The organism is Actinokineospora sp. NPDC004072, from assembly GCF_053604195.1.
Window position 1 is genome coordinate 82307 of record NZ_JBSGHB010000009.1, and the last position, 15076, is coordinate 97382.

At 74.7% G+C, this 15076-nt stretch carries 10 protein-coding genes; 4 read left to right on the top strand and 6 right to left on the bottom strand.

Annotated elements, in window-relative coordinates:
* Positions 1-9: 9 nt before the first annotated feature.
* The 6 genes from ACWEPX_RS15750 to ACWEPX_RS15775 are packed head-to-tail and all read right to left on the bottom strand — an operon-like array spanning position 10 to position 9721.
* Positions 10-1218 (bottom strand): cytochrome P450, encoded by a 1209-nt coding sequence (locus ACWEPX_RS15750; RefSeq protein ID WP_451897872.1) that lies wholly within the window; start codon positions 1216-1218, stop codon positions 10-12.
* Entirely contained in the window at positions 1215-1949 is a 735-nt protein-coding gene (locus ACWEPX_RS15755) for a thioesterase II family protein (RefSeq protein WP_451897873.1), read from the bottom strand. Before ACWEPX_RS15755 ends, ACWEPX_RS15750 begins: the two co-directional genes overlap by 4 nt.
* Complete coding sequence (locus ACWEPX_RS15760) at positions 1942-6270, bottom strand: type I polyketide synthase (RefSeq protein ID WP_451897874.1); 4329 nt, start codon at positions 6268-6270, stop codon at positions 1942-1944. The genes ACWEPX_RS15755 and ACWEPX_RS15760 overlap by 8 nt, the downstream gene beginning before the upstream one ends.
* Positions 6267-8027 carry a non-ribosomal peptide synthetase gene (locus ACWEPX_RS15765; RefSeq protein WP_451897875.1) on the bottom strand — a complete coding sequence of 587 codons (1761 nt, stop codon included), beginning with the start codon at positions 8025-8027 and terminating at the stop codon, positions 6267-6269. The genes ACWEPX_RS15760 and ACWEPX_RS15765 overlap by 4 nt, the downstream gene beginning before the upstream one ends.
* On the bottom strand, positions 8024-8893 hold the full coding sequence (locus ACWEPX_RS15770) for an NAD(P)-dependent oxidoreductase (RefSeq protein WP_451897876.1): 870 nt from the start codon (positions 8891-8893) through the stop codon (positions 8024-8026). The genes ACWEPX_RS15765 and ACWEPX_RS15770 overlap by 4 nt, the downstream gene beginning before the upstream one ends.
* Positions 8894-8920: 27 nt before the next feature.
* Positions 8921-9721, bottom strand: a complete 801-nt coding sequence (locus ACWEPX_RS15775) for an SAM-dependent methyltransferase (protein ID WP_451897877.1) — start codon at positions 9719-9721, stop codon at positions 8921-8923.
* 186 nt (positions 9722-9907) lie between these two features.
* On the opposite strand from ACWEPX_RS15775, the gene ACWEPX_RS15780 reads away from it, so the two are divergent.
* Genes ACWEPX_RS15780 through ACWEPX_RS15795 form a run of 4 tightly spaced genes read left to right on the top strand, consistent with a single transcriptional unit; the run spans position 9908 to position 14944 of the window.
* The gene (locus ACWEPX_RS15780) at positions 9908-11104 is read left to right on the top strand and encodes a cytochrome P450 (RefSeq protein WP_451897878.1); all 1197 of its coding nucleotides are present in this window, start codon (positions 9908-9910) and stop codon (positions 11102-11104) included.
* On the top strand, positions 11101-12390 hold the full coding sequence (locus tag ACWEPX_RS15785; RefSeq protein WP_451897879.1) for an aminotransferase class III-fold pyridoxal phosphate-dependent enzyme: 1290 nt from the start codon (positions 11101-11103) through the stop codon (positions 12388-12390). Before ACWEPX_RS15780 ends, ACWEPX_RS15785 begins: the two co-directional genes overlap by 4 nt.
* 29 nt (positions 12391-12419) lie before the next feature.
* Entirely contained in the window at positions 12420-14369 is a 1950-nt protein-coding gene (locus tag ACWEPX_RS15790; RefSeq protein WP_451897880.1) for a radical SAM protein, read from the top strand.
* Positions 14366-14944, top strand: a complete 579-nt coding sequence (locus tag ACWEPX_RS15795; protein WP_451897881.1) for a hypothetical protein — start codon at positions 14366-14368, stop codon at positions 14942-14944. The genes ACWEPX_RS15790 and ACWEPX_RS15795 overlap by 4 nt, the downstream gene beginning before the upstream one ends.
* The last annotated feature ends 132 nt before the right edge of the window (positions 14945-15076 follow it).

The window sequence follows — 15076 nt, forward strand, 5'->3', positions numbered from 1 at the left end:
TCGCGTCGATCACCACTGGAGGGGCAGTGCGGCCAGGCCGTAGGTCGCCGACAGCGACTGGAACTGGATCTCCTCGAACGGGACCCCGAGCCGCAACCCGGGGAACCGCCGCAGGACCTGGCCGAGCACGGTGCGCAGCTGGAGCCGTGCCAGCGGCGCGCCCGCGCAGTAGTGGGCGCCGTGACCGAAGGCGAGGTGGGCGGTCGGCTCGCGGGTGAGGTCGAGCCGGTCCGCGTCGGTCAGGTAGGCGGGATCGCGGTTGCCGGAGGGGAAGGCGCACATCAGCCACTCGCCCGCGCGGATGGGCACGCCCGCCACCTCGGTGTCCACCACGGCGCTCAGCACCACGCCGTAGTGGACGACGGTGGCGTAGCGCAGCAGCTCCTCCACGGCGCGGTCGACCAGCGCCGGGCGCGCGCGCAGCAGCGCGGCCTGCTCGGGGTGGCGCAGCACCAGCAGCAGACCCAGGCCCAGCATGTTGGCCGTGGTCTCGTGCCCGGCCAGCAGCAGCAGGTTGGCCGTGCCCGCCAGCTCGGCGTCGGTGAAGTCCCGGCCGTGGTCGCGCACGAGCCTGCCGACGAGCCCGGGCCCCGGGTCGACCCGGTGGCCCCGCACCAGCTCGACCATGTACTGGCCCATCTCGGCGAAGTTCTCGGCCTGCTGCTCGGGGGTGGTGGTGAGGTCGAACAGCCGCTCGGCCCGCCTGCGGAACGCGGGCTGGTCGCCGCGCGGGACGCCGAGCAGCTCGCAGATCACCGCCGAGGTCACCGGGTGGGCGACCGCGGCCATGAAGTCCGCGACCGGCCCGCGCACGGCGAAGGCGTCGAGGTGGTCGGCGCTGATCTGCTCGACGCGGCCCGCGAACCTGCTCACCTGCTGCACGCCCAGCTCGCGGGCGAGCGCGCGCCGGTAGCGGCCGTGCTCCGGCGGGTCGTAGGCGACGAAGAACCCGGGCTGCGCGGCGGGCACCCGGCCATCGGCGTCGCGCGGCGGCGGGATCGGGCCCGCGCCCGCGACGGCGTTGCTGAAGCTGACCGGATCGCCCAGCACGCGGCGGATGTCGGCGTGCCGGGTCACCACCCACGCCTCGTCGCCGGTCGGCAGGGTGGTCCGGAACACCGGTTCCTCCACGCGCAGGCGGGCGAACTCCTCGGCGGGGGAGAACGGGCACGCGCGGCCGCGGCGCAGCGGCAGCATCGGTTCGGCGGTCGTCGTCACGCGGTCGCCTCCTCCTCCGCGCGCAGCCGCGCGGTCATGTCGGCCAGCAGTCGTGCGGCCTGGGGCACGAGGTAGAAGTGGTCGCCCGGCCACACCCGCACGTCCGCGCCCACCGAGGTCACCTCGGCCCACGCGGCGAGGTCGTCCGGGGCGACCAGCGGGTCGTCTGCGCCCGCGTAGCCGACGACGGGCACGGGCAGCGGATCCCGCCGCGCTGGCCGGTACCGGGTCATCAGGCGGTGGTCGGCGCGCAACGGGTCCAGCACCAGGTCGGCCAGGTCCGGGTCGTCCAGCAGCGCGGGGTCGACACCGCCGAGGCTGCGCAGCAGGGCCGCCAGGTCGGCGTCGGCGCGCTCGATCCGCTCGCCGAGCCGGTGGGGCGCGCGGTGCGCGGAGACGAACAGCGCGCCCGGTGCCCTGCCCGCCGCCACCAGCCGGTGCGCGACCTCGTAGGCCACGATCGCACCCATGCTGTGCCCGAACAGCGCCACCGGCCCGGCATCGATCAGCGCCGCCACCGCCGGCTCGACCAGCTGGTCCATGGTCGTTGCCGGTGGCTCGGCGAGGCGGTCCTGGCGGCCGGGGTAGGCGGCGATCCGGATCTCGACGTCGGCGGGCGCCAGCTCGGACCAGCCGCGGTAGAACGCCGGACCCGACCCGCCGTGGGGGAAGCAGACCAGCCGGGTCGCCGGGGCGCGCACCGGGCGGTAGCACCGCAGGGCGTCAGCCATCGCGCGCCTCCAGCGACCGGGCGAGCCGGGCGACCGTCGGGGCGGCGAGCAGCGTCCGGGGGCTCACCGGCGTGCCGAGGGCTTCCGCGCAGCCGCGGGCTGCCCGGATGGCCACCAGCGAGTCGCCGCCGAGGTCGAAGAAGTTGTCGTCCAGACCGATGCCGTCGATGCCCAGCGCGGCCTCCCACGCCCCCAGCAGGGCGCGTTCGACATCCGTGGCGGTCGGCGGCCCGCCGCTGCCGCGGGTCGGGGCTGCGGGCGCGGCGGGTGGCGGCGCGTTCGGGTCGTCCGGGCTGACGACGACCTGGCCGAGGTGCAGCAGGCCGAGCGCGGCGTCGAAGGCGGCGACGGCGTCGGCCGGGTCCAGCCCGCCCGTGGTGTCCGCGCCGGTCAGGTCGCGGTGGCGCTGCTCGACGTCGACGGCCATGCCGGTGCCGCGCCAGCGGTCCCAGTTCAGCGAGAGCGTGGGCACGCCGAGGTCGCGGGACGCCTGCGCGGCGAAGGAGTCCAGGAAGGCGTTGGCGGCGGCGTAGCAGGCCAGCCCGGGCGCGCCGCGCAGGGCGGCGATGGAGGAGAACAGCGCCAGGAAGTCCGGCGGGTCCGGGCGCAGGGCGTCCACGAGCACCCGGGAGCCGGTCACCTTGGCGTGCAGCGCTTCGGCGACGGTCGCGGTGTCCAGGGAGTGCAGGACGCCGCCGCCGGGCACGCCCGCGGCGTGCACAACGCCGTCGATCCTGCCGAAGCGGTCCCGGAGCTGGTCCAGCAGGAGCCGGACGGCCTCGGCGTCGCCGACGTCACCGCGGTGCGCCGACACCTGCGCGCCCAGCCCGCGCAGCCGCGCCACCAGGTCCGGATCGGCCGGGCCGCGGCCGAGCAGCGCCAGCCGCGCCTCCCGGGTCTTCGCCAGGTGCTCGGCGACCGCCGCGCCCGCGCCCCCGAAGCCACCGGTGATCAGGTAGACACCCCGGTCGCGCAGGAGCCCGGAGCTGCCGGTGACCGGCTCGAACGACCGGGTCCAGCGGTGGCCGCCGCGGTAGGCGACCGGGGTCGCGCCTGGTCGGTCGAACTCGGTGGCCAGCAGCTCGGCCACGCCATCGGCGGTGCGGCCCGCGGTGGCCTCGACGTCGGCGACGAGCACGCGCGTGCCGGGGTGCTCGACGCCCAGCACCGGGGCGGCCCCGACCGCCAGGGCCTGCGCGGGGTCCAGCCGTTCAGCGCCGGTCACGGCCAGCGCCTCGCGGGTCACCACCAGCACCTCGACGGGCACGGCGACGTCCAGTCGCGCCCACTCGGCCAGCGCGAGGGGGCCGCCTGCGCCCGCCTGGAAGTCGATCACCCGCAGCGGTTTCCCGCGGGCGCTGTCCCGCGGCACGAGCGCGGCCACCCGGTCGGCGAGGGCGGAGCCGTCGGACCGGATCAGCCAATCGCAGTCGGGAGCCGCTGGCGGGGCGGGGTCGACGGTGCGCCGCCACGAGACGCCGTGCAGGAGCCCGCGCGGCCTGGTGACGACCGGTGCGCGCGACGGGAGCGGGGTGGCCGCGAACGGGTAGGGGCCGATCGGGGCCTTGAGCCGCCGCTGCCCCGCGTGCCAGGTGTGCGTGTCGACGTCGACGCCTGCCGTCCACAGCGCGACTGCGGACGCCAGCACGGCGGCCTGGTCGGGGCCGGTGTCGCGGGGGTGCTTGCCCGCGGCGACGGCGACCGCGCCGGGCACGTGCGCACGGGCCAGGGCGGTCAGCGCGGTACCGGGGCCTGCCTCGACGAACGCCGTGTCGGGCAGCGCGTCGAGCGCGTCGGTGAACTGCACGGTGCCGCGCAGGTGTGCCACCCAGTAGTCGGGATCGGCCACCTCGTCGGCGACCTCGCGGCCCAGCAGCGACGACACCAGTGGCATCACCGGTCGGCGTAGCGGGATACCGGCCAGGAACCGGCGGAACCGCGGCAGCTCGGGGTCGATCAGGGCCGAGTGCGCGGCGGTGCGCAACGGCAGCGGACGCACGTCCACCCCGCGTTGGCGCAACTCGATGGCGACCGCCCGGAGTGGACGGGCCGCCCCGGCGAGCACGACCTGATCCCGCCCGTTGACCGCGGCCAGGCACACCCCCCGCCCCAGAAGCGGACCCACGACCCCAGGCGCTGCGGCGACACCGAGCATCGCCCCGCGAGCCGCCCCCGCCAGGATCTCGGCCCGCTCGGCCACCACGGCCAGCGCGTCGGGCAGCGTGAACACCCCGGCTATGTGCGCGGCGGCGTACTCGCCCAGACTGTGCCCGAGCAGCACATCCGCCCGCACCCCGAGAGCGCCGAGCAACCGGGCGAACGCGACCTCGGCGACGAACAGCGCAGGCAACGCATGCCGCGGATCGCCCTCACCAACCTCACCCGCAAGCAGCGCCCGAATGCGACCGGCCACCGCAGGCGCGGCGGCCTCCAGGCACTCGTCCACCGCCGCCCGAAACACCGGCTCGTCAGCGCAGAGCCCCCGCAACGCCCCGGTTGGGGAGGCCCCACCACCAGGAAACAGAAACGCCACTCGTCCAGGTGCCCGCCCGGCGTCTCCCACCAATGACCCGGAACCACCCGCAGCAAACGCAGCAAGCCCAGCAGCGGCCGCCTCCGCGTCCGCGTACACCCCACCGACTCGATGGTTGAACACCGCGCGACCAGTGGCCAGGGTGTGCGCCACGTCAGCGAGCACCACCCCGCCTGCCGCGCTGCCGAGTGCGGCGGCGGCCGAGTCGGTGTGCGCGTGAGCGTCGCCGATGTGGTGGTTGAACTCCGCGCGGCCAGCGGCCCGGGTGTGTGCGACATCGGCGAGCGCCGCCGCTGCCCCGTCCTGCGGCGGGTCGCCGAGTGCGGCGGTGTCTGGGCGGGCGTTGAGGTGGTTGGGCTCCGTGCCCCCGGTGGCGTGGCCGTGTGCGGCGTCGGTGAGCGCCACATTGTTCTGCGCCAAGGCATCGAGGGCGGTCGCGCAGCGGGACGCCAGCGTGCGTAGGGTCTGCGGGTCGCGGGCGGAGAGGACGAGTGGGGTCCATGGACGCGCTGCGTCACCCGGCCTGCGGGTGGGGGCTTGTTCCAGCACCACGTGCGCGTTGGTGCCGCCGATGCCGAAGGCGCTCACCGCGGCCCGCCGCAACCCGCCCCACCCCCCATGCGCGGCCGGGTCGAACGGGCCGAAGTCGATTTCCGGGTTGGGGGTGCGGAAGTGGACCAGCGGCGGCTTGACCCCGTGGTGCAGCGCGAGCGCCACCTTGATCAGGCCCGCGACCCCGGCCGCCGCGTCGGTGTGGCCGATGTTGGCCTTGACGGAGCCGAGCGCGCATCGGGCTGAGCTGGTGCCGCCCGCGGCGCGGTGGGCGGCGGACAGGGCCGCCACCTCGACCGCGTCACCCAAGGGCGTCGCGGTGCCGTGGGCTTCGACGTAGCCGAGGGTGTCCGGGTGGACGGCCGCGGCGTGCAGGGCGTCCACGATCACGCGGCGTTGGCCGTCGGCGCTCGGTGCGACCCAGCTCTGCTTGGCGTGGCCGTCGTTGTCGATCGCGCTGCCCTTGATCACCGCGTACACCCGGTCGCCGTCGGCGAGGGCGTCGGCGAGGCGGCGCAGGACCACCACGCCGAGCCCGTCGGCGGGTACGAACCCGCTCGCGTCGGCGTCGAAGGGGCGCATGTGGCCGTCGGCGGACCAGACCCCGCCCTCTTGGCGCAGATAACCGAAGCGGCGCAACGGCGTCCACGACACCCCACCGGCCAGCGCGGTATCGCAGTCGTAGGTGAGCAACGCCTGGCATGCCAAGTGGACGGCGACCAGCGACGTCGAGCACGCGGACTGGACCGCCACCCCCGGCCCGGTCAGCCCGAGCTTGTAGCAGACCCGCGTCGGTAGGAAGTCCTTGTCGTCGGTCGCCGCGAGCAGGTCGGCGGAGGTGCCCAGGAACGTCGCCGGGTCCAGGACGCGGTGCGTCCCCACCGTCTGCCCGGCGTACACCCCGACCCGTCCGCCCGGGCGGTGCCCGCTGTCCTCCAGCGCGTGCCAGCACGCCTGCAGGAACATCCGCTGCTGCGGGTCGATCCGGGCCGCGTCGGCCGTCGAGTAGCCGAAGAACGCCGCGTCGAACTCCTCCGCGCCCGCCAGGATGCCCGCCGCGGGCACCAGGTCGGGATCGGCGGCGCGGGCCGGGTCGACGCCCGCGGCGCGCAGGTCCTGCGGGCTGAGCCTGCTGATGCCCTCCTCGCCCCGGCTGATCAGCCGCCAGAAGGCCGCCGGGTCGTTGGCGCCGGGGAACCGGCAGCTCAGGCCGACGATCGCCACGTCGAACGTCATCGCCGCACCTCCCGCGCCAGGAACTCCAAATGCGTCCGCCTGCGGTCGGCCCGCGCGCCGGGGGAGCGGTCCGCAGGCGGCGCTCCGCCGTCGATCCGGGCGGCGAGCAGGCGCACGGTGTGCGCGGCGAGCAGGTCGGCCACGGGCAGCCGCAGCGACCAGCGGGCCTCCACCTCGGCGCGCAGCCGGGCCAGGTCCAGCGAGGTGCCGCCGAGGGCGAAGAAGTCGTCGTCCGCGCCGACCGCGGCCACCCCGAGCACGGCCGCCCAGATCCGGGCGACCGCCTGCTCGGTGTCGCCCCGGGGCGGGGTGTACCCGTGCCCGAGGTCCGGGCGGGGCCGGGCCGCGGGGAGGGCGTCGCGGTCGAGCTTGCCGTGCGGGGTCAGCGGCAGGGCGTCGACGGTGGTGAACACCGACGGGACCAGGTGCTCGGGCAGCCGCGACCGCAGGAACGAGCGCAGCACGCCCGCGGGCACGGGGTCGCGGGCGGGCCGGACGTGGGCGACGAGCCGCTGGCCTGCCGCGGACACCGCGGCGTCGGCCACGCCGGGGTGCGCCCGCAGCGCCTCCTCGACCTCCGCGGGCTCGACGCGGAACCCGCGCACCTTCAGCTGCCGGTCCACCCGGCCGACGAACTCGTACGTGCCGTCGGCGGCCAGCCGGGCCAGGTCACCGGTGCGGTACAGCCGGGCGCCGGGGTCGTCGGCGAACGGGTCCGGCCGGAAGTGCCGCGCGGTCAGCTCGGGCCGGGCGAGGTAGCCCCGCCCGACGCCCGCGCCGCCGACGTGCAGCTCGCCGACCTCGCCCTGCGGCACCGGACGCCCGTCGGGGTCGAGCAGGTGCACCGCGACGCCGGGCAGCGGCACGCCGATGGACGGCTTGCCGACGCCGGTGCAGCGGCCCGCGGTGGCGCACACGGTCGCCTCGGTCGGGCCGTAGGCGTTGATGAAGTCGACCCGCCCGCGCCACCGCCGCACCAGCGAGGCGGGCAGCACCTCACCGCCCGCCACGACGCAGCGCAGGTCCGGCAGCTCCTCGGGCGCCAGCGTGGCCAGCAGGGACGGCGCGGCGGACAGGTGCGTGGCCCGGCAGGCCCGCAGCCACCGGGTCAGCTCGGCGCCGGTCAGCGGCCCGTCGGGGTCGGGGAGGCAGAGCGCCGCGCCCCCGGGCAGGCTCATCGCCAGCTCCCACACCCAGGCGTCGAACGTCGGGCGGGCGAACTGGAACACCCGGGCCGAGGTCAGGTCGCCGAACAGGGCGGCCAGGCCGCGGGCCAGGTTCACCACCCCGCCGTGCTCGATCGCCACGCCTTTGGGGAGGCCGGTCGAGCCGGAGGTGTACAGCACGTAGGCGAGATCCCGGTCGTCCACCACGACCGGGTGGCGGCGCGGCGCTGCTGCGAGCCGGTCCAGCCGCAGCACCGATGCGGGCACGCCATCGGTGTCGGCGAGCACGATCCGCGCGCCGGTCTCGGCCACCGCGGCCCGGATGCGCGGGGTCGGATCGTCGACGGGCAGCGGGACGTACGCCGCGCCTGCCTTCCACACCCCCAGCACGGCGATCAGGCGTCGCAGCGGGTCGGTCAGCGCGAGGCCGACCACCGTGCCCGCGGCGTCCGCGGCGGCGAGCCGGTCGGCCACCTCCTCGGCACGCCGGTCGAGTTCGCCGAAGGTGACCTCGCCCGAGGCCCGCCACACCGCCACCCGATCGGGTTCGCGGCGTGCCCGCTCGGCGATGAGGTCGTGCAGCCCGCTCACCCGGCGGCCCGCCCGCCGCGGAACTGCTCGACCACCACGGCGATGTGCTCGCGGCGGCCGCCGAGGTCCACCGCGCGCTGCACCCGGTCGCGCACGGCGGGCAGGAACGAGTCGGTGATGCCCGCCTTCGCGGCGAACTCGGGCAGGTAGCGCAGGATGTCCAGGTGCGTGGTCAGCGGGGCCTGCTCGAAGGTGTAGTCACCGCGCTCGATCAGCTCGCAGCCGATATCCACAGTGGACTGAAGTCCGGCCTGGTACATCGGCACGGACTGGGCGAAGGCAGGCAGCGGGACGCCTTGGTCCAGTGCCATCGCCGCGCACTCCAGGAAACCGTTGACGCAGGCGTAGTAGTAGGCAGCGGCAACGAGCAGGTATGCCTTGGCAGTGGGCAAATCCGGTCCGAGGTGGATCCGCGTGCCGCCCACGGCGTCGGTGAGCGGCTGAACCGATTCGTAGGTGGCGGCCGGACCCGCGTACACGGTGAACGCCCCCGCCGAGCCGATCGCCTGCGGATAGTTGAGGATCGCGGCCTCCAAATAGGACCCGCCCGCGCCGTGCACCGCCTCGGCGAGCGGCTCGACCTCGGCGGGCGCCCCACTGGAGGTCTGCACCAGCGTGCGCCCGGCCAGCCCGGGCAGCGCGCGGCCCAGCACCTCGTGCGCCACGTCGTAGTTGAGCAGCGCCGACACCACGATCGGGGCGGCGCGCACCGCGTCAACGACCTCGTCGTACCGCGTGACGCCCGCGCGCTGGGGCGCCCGCTCCGGCGTGCGGTTCCACACCGCCACCGACAGCCCGGCATCGGCGCACGCCCGCGTCACCGCCGACCCCATCACGCCCGTCCCGATCACCGCGACCTGCGCCATCGATCACCCTTCCTCGTCCGGACGTGCTCATCGGCGATGCGCGGTCAGCACCGCGCCGCCCACTTCGGTGACCGACGCCCAGTCGGCGAACAGCGCGATCACCCGCTCGGCCTCCACCGGGCCGACCCGGCTGGCCAGGTCGTCCCGCCGGTCCGCCAGCACGCGGGCGAGGCGGGTGAACGACGGGCGCACGTGCGGCGTGATGTCCTCGACCGCCGCAGGCTCGAAACCCGCCTCCCGCAAGGCGACTAGGTGCTCGTCCACGGTGTGGATCGCCGTGGCCTGGACGAGTTCGAGGAATCCGGCGGCCCGACCGCGCGCGGAGGCGTCCAAGGGTCGGCGGGTGCACGGCGTCTCCACGACCAATCGCCCACCGGGCCGCACCAGCCGCCGCAGCACGGGATACAGCGCGTCCAACTCGAAGTGCGGCGTCGACTCCACGGCGATCACCGCGTCGAACGGCTCCCACTGCGCTTGCAGCACATCGTCCAACATGAACTCGACAAGGTGCTCCACGCCCGCGTCGCGCGCCCGATCCCGGGCCACCGCAAGCGCGCCGGGGTTGACGTCGATCCCGACCACCGCCGCGCCCGTCGAGGCGGCGATCTCCACCGCCGGGCCGCCGCAGCCGCACCCGACGTCGAGCACCCGCTGCCCCGGACCCGCCCCCAGCCGGGCGACCACCTCCCGGGTCAGGCGCGCGGTGGCGGCGCGGAAGTCGTCGTCCGGTTCGTCCCAGTAGCCGTAGTGCAGGTCGTGGCCCCACAGCTCGCCCACGAGGTCGCCGATGCGGTCGTAAGCCGTTGCCAGGGCTGAGGATTCCGTCACCCGTCCTCCAAGCGTTGGGCGGGACGTGACGACTGTCCGAGGTGAACCATCGCCTCGCCCTTCCTAGCAACGGCTTCCGCCCCGCGACAACCGGTGTGACCAGTACGGGTGACTTCCCGGCCGACGCGCTGCCGACGGCGCGGTATCGCGCTGAACTGAACCGTGGAAGTGGAGGGAGGCCCCGCCATGGAGCCCGGTGCCAGAGCCGTGCCCTACCCGTTCGCCGATCCCGTGCGCCTGGAGCTGGACGACGGCTACCGGCGGTGCCGGGAGCGCGGCGGGCTGACCCGCGTGGCCGTCCCGTTCGGGGACCAGGCGTGGCTGGCCACCACGCACGCCGACATCCGCGCGGTGCTGGGCGACCCCCGGTTCAGCCGGGCCGCGGCCGCCCGCCACGACGAAGCCCGGCTGACCCCGCTGCCGCTGCAGGCCAGCCTCCTGGGGGCGGACCCGCCCGACCACACCAGGATGCGCGGCCTGCTGGCGAGCGCGCTGCGGTTCACCGGCCCCCGCGTGGCGGCGATGCGGCCCGCGCTGGAGCGCACGGCCGACGAGCTGCTGGCCGCGGGGGTCGCCGCAGGCCCGCCGCTGGACCTGGCCGAAGGGCTCGCCACCCCGCTCAGCGTCGCCGTGGCGTGCGACCTGATGGGGGTGCCGACCGCGGACCAGGACATCTTCCGGGAGTGGTTCGAGGCGTTCGCGAGCACCGAGCTGCCCGCCGCCGAGGTGGAGGAGCGGATGGCGCGGATCTCCCGCTACACCCGCGACCTGCTCGCCGACCGCCGGGCCTGCCCCCGCGACGACCTGGTCAGCGCCCTGGCCGCGGCGGACGCGCTCACCGAGCACGAGCTGGTCGAGGTCGTCGACGACCTGTTCCTGGCCGGGGACAACGTCGCCACCCAGCTGACCAACGCGCTGTACGTGCTGTTGACCTCGCCGGAGCACTGGCAGGCCCTGCAGCGCGACCCCGGGCTGCTGCCCGGCGCGGTGGAGGAGCTGCTGCGGTTCGTGCCCTTCCCGTCGCACGTGACCTTCGCCCGGTACGCGCTGGAGGACGTGCGGGTGGGCGACACGCTGGTGCGCGCAGGGGAGGCCGTGCTGCCCGCGCTGCCGTCGGGCAATCGGGACGAGGCGGTGTTCACCGACCCCGACCGCCTCGACTTCCACCGCAGCCCCAACCCGCACCTGGCGTTCGGCCACGGCAGGCACCACTGCCTGGGGTCGCGGCTGGTCCGCGAGCTGCTCGCCGTCGTCATCGGCCGCGTGCAGCACTGGCTGCCCGGCGCCCGGCTCGCCGTGGCGGTCGAGGACGTGCAGTGGCGGGCCGACATGCTCATCCGCCGGGTGGCCCAGCTGCCCGTCACCTGGCTGGAGGACCGTTGACCGCCGCCCCCCTCACCGTCGACGCCGAGCGCCTGGGCGTCGTGGCGCGAGACCACCTGCTGCGCGGCTACAGCAGGCACACGGCGGACGCGGTGCCGCTGATCACCCGCGGCGAGGGCTGCCACGTGTGGGACGGGCACGGCCGCCGCTACCTCGACGCGGTGTCGGGCGCGTTCCTGGTGCAGGTCGGGCACGGCCGGGTGGATCTCGTCGAGCGCGCTGTCCGGCGCACCGCGGACCTGGGCTACTTCCCGCTGATGGAGCGCGCGCACCCGCTCGCCGCGGAGCTGGCCGAGCGGCTCACCGGGGGCGAGGGCCGGGTCTTCCTCAGCTCTGGCGGCGCGGAGGCGGTCGAGAGCGCGTGGAAGTTCGCCAAGCAGTACTTCAAGGCGATCGGGCAGCCCGCCCGCCACAAGGTGATCCGCGCCGACTGGGCCTACCACGGCGGCACGCTCGGCGCGCTGGCCGCGGGCGGGCTGCCCGGCCTGGGCGAGGTGTTCGGCCCGCTGCCGCCCAGCGGGTCGGTGGTGCCGGTCGGGATGGCCGCCGCCGACGTCGACGCGGCGATCGAGGCCGACGGCCCGGAGACGGTGGCCGCGGTCATCGTCGAGCCGCTGTCGCGGCCATCGGGGTGCAGGCCGCCCGCGCCGGGCAACTTCGTCGAGCTGCGGCGCGTCTGCGACCACCACGGCGTGCTGCTGATAGCCGACGAGGTGATCTGCGGCGCAGGCCGCCTCGGCACGCTGCGCGGCGGCGCGCGCTACGGCCTCGAACCCGACATCACCTGCATGGCCAAGGGCCTGACCAGCGGCTACGCGCCCCTGGGCGCGACGCTGGTGAGCGAGCCGATCGCGGCGGCCATGCTGGCGGGGATGCCCCTGCTGCACGGCTACACCTACAGCGGCCACCCGCTGGCGGCCGCCGTGGCGCTGGAGAACCTGGCGCTGGTCGACGCCCTGCACGACCACGTGCTGGCCACCGAGGCCGAGCTGCGCGCGACTCTGGAGGAGCTGACGTCCCTGCCTGCCGTGCGCGCCGTGCACGGGTCGGGCTTCCTGTACGCCCTGGAGCTGCAGCGCGGCCCCGGGCAGCCGCTCACCGCCCAGGAATGCGCGCGGCTGGGCACCGGGTGGCTGGCCGACGCGCTGTTCGACGCCGGGCTGCACTGCCGCGCGGGCGACCACGGCCAGCCCTACGTGCACATCGCGCCACCGCTGATCGCAGGCCCCGCCGAGTTCGCCGAGATCCGCCGGATCCTCGCCGCCGTGCTGGGCGCGCTCGACTGACGGCAGGCCCGACAACCCACGGAGCACCCATGGCCAGGCAAGTCCACCTCGTCGACCTCACCTCGGTCGACGGCATGACCTACAGCCCGACCCTGGGCTACCTGCAGGCGGCCGCGCAGTCCGACCCGGACGTCGCCGCCGCCTGCACCTTCCACAAGCACATCCGGGTGGCCCGCGGCACCCTGTTCCCGCGGGTGTGCGCGGACGTCCTGGCCGCGATGGACGACCCGCTCGTGGCCGCGTTCTCGGTCTACAACTGGAACCGCTCCACGTCGCTGGAGCTGGCCGGGCTGGTCAAGCGGCGTTGGCCGAGGTGCCGGATCGTGCTGGGCGGCAACGACGTGAGCCACCAGCAGGACGCGGTGTTCGCCGAGGCGCCGTGGGTCGACGCGCTGGTGCACGGCGAGGGCGAGCTGCGCTTCCGCGACGTGCTCGCCGCGTACCTGCGCGACGACGACGACCTGTCGGGCGTGCCGGGGGTGTCGTTCCGGCGCGGCGGCGCGGTGGTGACCACCGAGCCCGCCCAGCGGATTGCCGACCTGGCGGCCGTGCCGTCACCGCTGCTCGGCGGCGCGTTCACCGACACCGAGCTGGCCGCCACCAGCATGGTGATCTACGAGACGAACCGGGGCTGCCCCTACAGCTGCGCGTTCTGCTACTGGGGCGGCGCGGTCAACTCCAAGGTCCGGCAGTTCCCCTTCGACCGCATCGTGGCCGAGCTCGACCGGGTCGTGCGGTGCGTGCGCGATGGCGCGCTGCTGTTCCTCGCCGACGCCAACTTCGGGATGCTGCCCCGCGACCCCGACATCGCCCGCGCCATCGTGTCGCTGTGCAGGCGCCACGACCGGCAGCTGGGGTTCATCGCGGCGTGGGCCAAGAACACCAACGACCGCGTGATCGAGACCGCGACCGTGCTGCACGAGGCGGGCCTGCTCAAGGCCGTGACGCTCTCGGCCCAGTCGTTCGAGCCGTCCGCGCTGACCGCGGCCAACCGGACCAACCTGCGGCCGGACCGCTTCCGCGAGCTGCACGCGCGCTTCCGCGGCCTGGGCATCTCCACCTACACCGAGCTGATCTGGGGCCTGCCCGGCGAGACGTACGAGTCGTTCAAGAACGGCGTCGAGGAGGTGCTTGCGGTCGGCGGCAACGTCGTCGTCTACCCGTTGCAGCTGCTGAACAACACCGAGTACGACAGCGCCCGGTTCCGGGCCGAGCACGCCGTCACCACGCGCCGCATGCCCGCCGACATCAGCAACCCCGAACTGCTCGGCGAGCTGGTCGTGGCCCACTCGACCATGACCGAGCAGGACTGGCTGCGCGGCCTGGACCTGCGGCTGTCGCTGTTCCTGTTCCAGAAGACGCTGATGCGGGCGACCTTGCGCCTGCTCAGCGCCGGGACCGGCACGCGGATCATCGACCTGTGCGAACGCCTGGTGACCTACCTGCGCGACTGCCCCGACCCCCGGGTGGCCGCCTTCGCCCGCGACTACCACGAAGCATGGCGCGACCCGCAAAGCACCGACTGGACCCTGCTCTCCGACGAACTGGGCAAGGAATTCCTCACCGACGACTCGCACTACCCGACCGAGGTCCACCTGCAGGCCATCGTCCACCACCTGGTGACCACCCCGGGCGCGCTGGAGCGGTTCCTCAACGGCGCGGTCGAGCACCTGCTCCCAACCGGGAGTTGCGACGTCAGCGAAGCACTGGCCCTCGACCTGGCCGCCGCAACCGCATTCCGCGCCCACCTGTGGGGAACCCCGCAATCCGCGGAGTTCTCCCTGTCAGCGCCCACCACCCGAATCCTCCGCGCAACCGGCGAACTCCCACCCGGCCCCGATGAAGTCCTCATCGGACGGTTCGAGACCGGCCCGCAAGCCGTCGACCGCTTCTCGTTCAGCCGCTACACGGACATGGTGTGGCGCAGCCTCGCCCACCCCCTGCACGCCGCCACCCTGACCGCCGCGGTGGCGACATGACCACCGCCATCCCGGCAACCCCAGCCGACATCCCCGCCCTCAGCGCCCTCCTCGGCACAGCCCTGCACGACAACCCCTTGTCCGCCCACTACCAACCCGACCCCGAACAACGCCGCACGGCCTTGCCAGCCCACTTCACCACCCTGCTCACCACCTGGCTCCACGCCGACCCAACCATGGTCCGCGCCTGGACCACCCAGGACCGCGACGCCCTCACCGTCTGGACCCACCAGAACCACACCGAACCCGCCACGGACCTCACCGACCTGCTCGGCCCCCGCAGCGCCGAACTCTTCACCGAAGCCATCTCCATAGCCGACGCCCACGAACCATCCGAACCCCACCACACCTTCCAACTGGCAGCCACCACCCCCCACCGCCGCCGACAGGGCCTAGCCACAACCGTCGTAACCCCCGGCCTCCAATGGTGCGACGCCGACCACATGCCCGCCTACTGCTGGACCGCCCACGAACCCGTAGTCGCCTGGCTATCCACCCACGACTTCCACGTAATCTGGAACGCCCCCCTCCCCTCAGGCCCAACCCTCTGGGGCGCCTGGCGAGACCCCCACTAACCCGGCGATCGTGGTGTGAACCCTGATCAACGCGCGCGGCGCGAGCGGTCGTGCGCCTGATCGAATGCGAGCGAACCGCCGGTGGGTGCCGCGGATCACTGTACGATCGGGACGCGATCCGGACGGGCGAGC

What these genes read in the sequence shown, in the direction of transcription:
- ACWEPX_RS15755 (WP_451897873.1), bottom strand. Translation starts at nt 1,949, where the DNA reads ATGGCTGACGCCCTGCGGTGCTACCGCCCGGTGCGCGCCCCGGCGACC.
- ACWEPX_RS15760 (WP_451897874.1), bottom strand. Translation starts at nt 6,270, where the DNA reads ATGACGTTCGACGTGGCGATCGTCGGCCTGAGCTGCCGGTTCCCCGGC.
- ACWEPX_RS15770 (WP_451897876.1), bottom strand. Translation starts at nt 8,893, where the DNA reads ATGGCGCAGGTCGCGGTGATCGGGACGGGCGTGATGGGGTCGGCGGTG.
- ACWEPX_RS15780 (WP_451897878.1), top strand. Translation starts at nt 9,908, where the DNA reads ATGGAGCCCGGTGCCAGAGCCGTGCCCTACCCGTTCGCCGATCCCGTG.
- ACWEPX_RS15790 (WP_451897880.1), top strand. Translation starts at nt 12,420, where the DNA reads ATGGCCAGGCAAGTCCACCTCGTCGACCTCACCTCGGTCGACGGCATG.
- ACWEPX_RS15795 (WP_451897881.1), top strand. Translation starts at nt 14,366, where the DNA reads ATGACCACCGCCATCCCGGCAACCCCAGCCGACATCCCCGCCCTCAGC.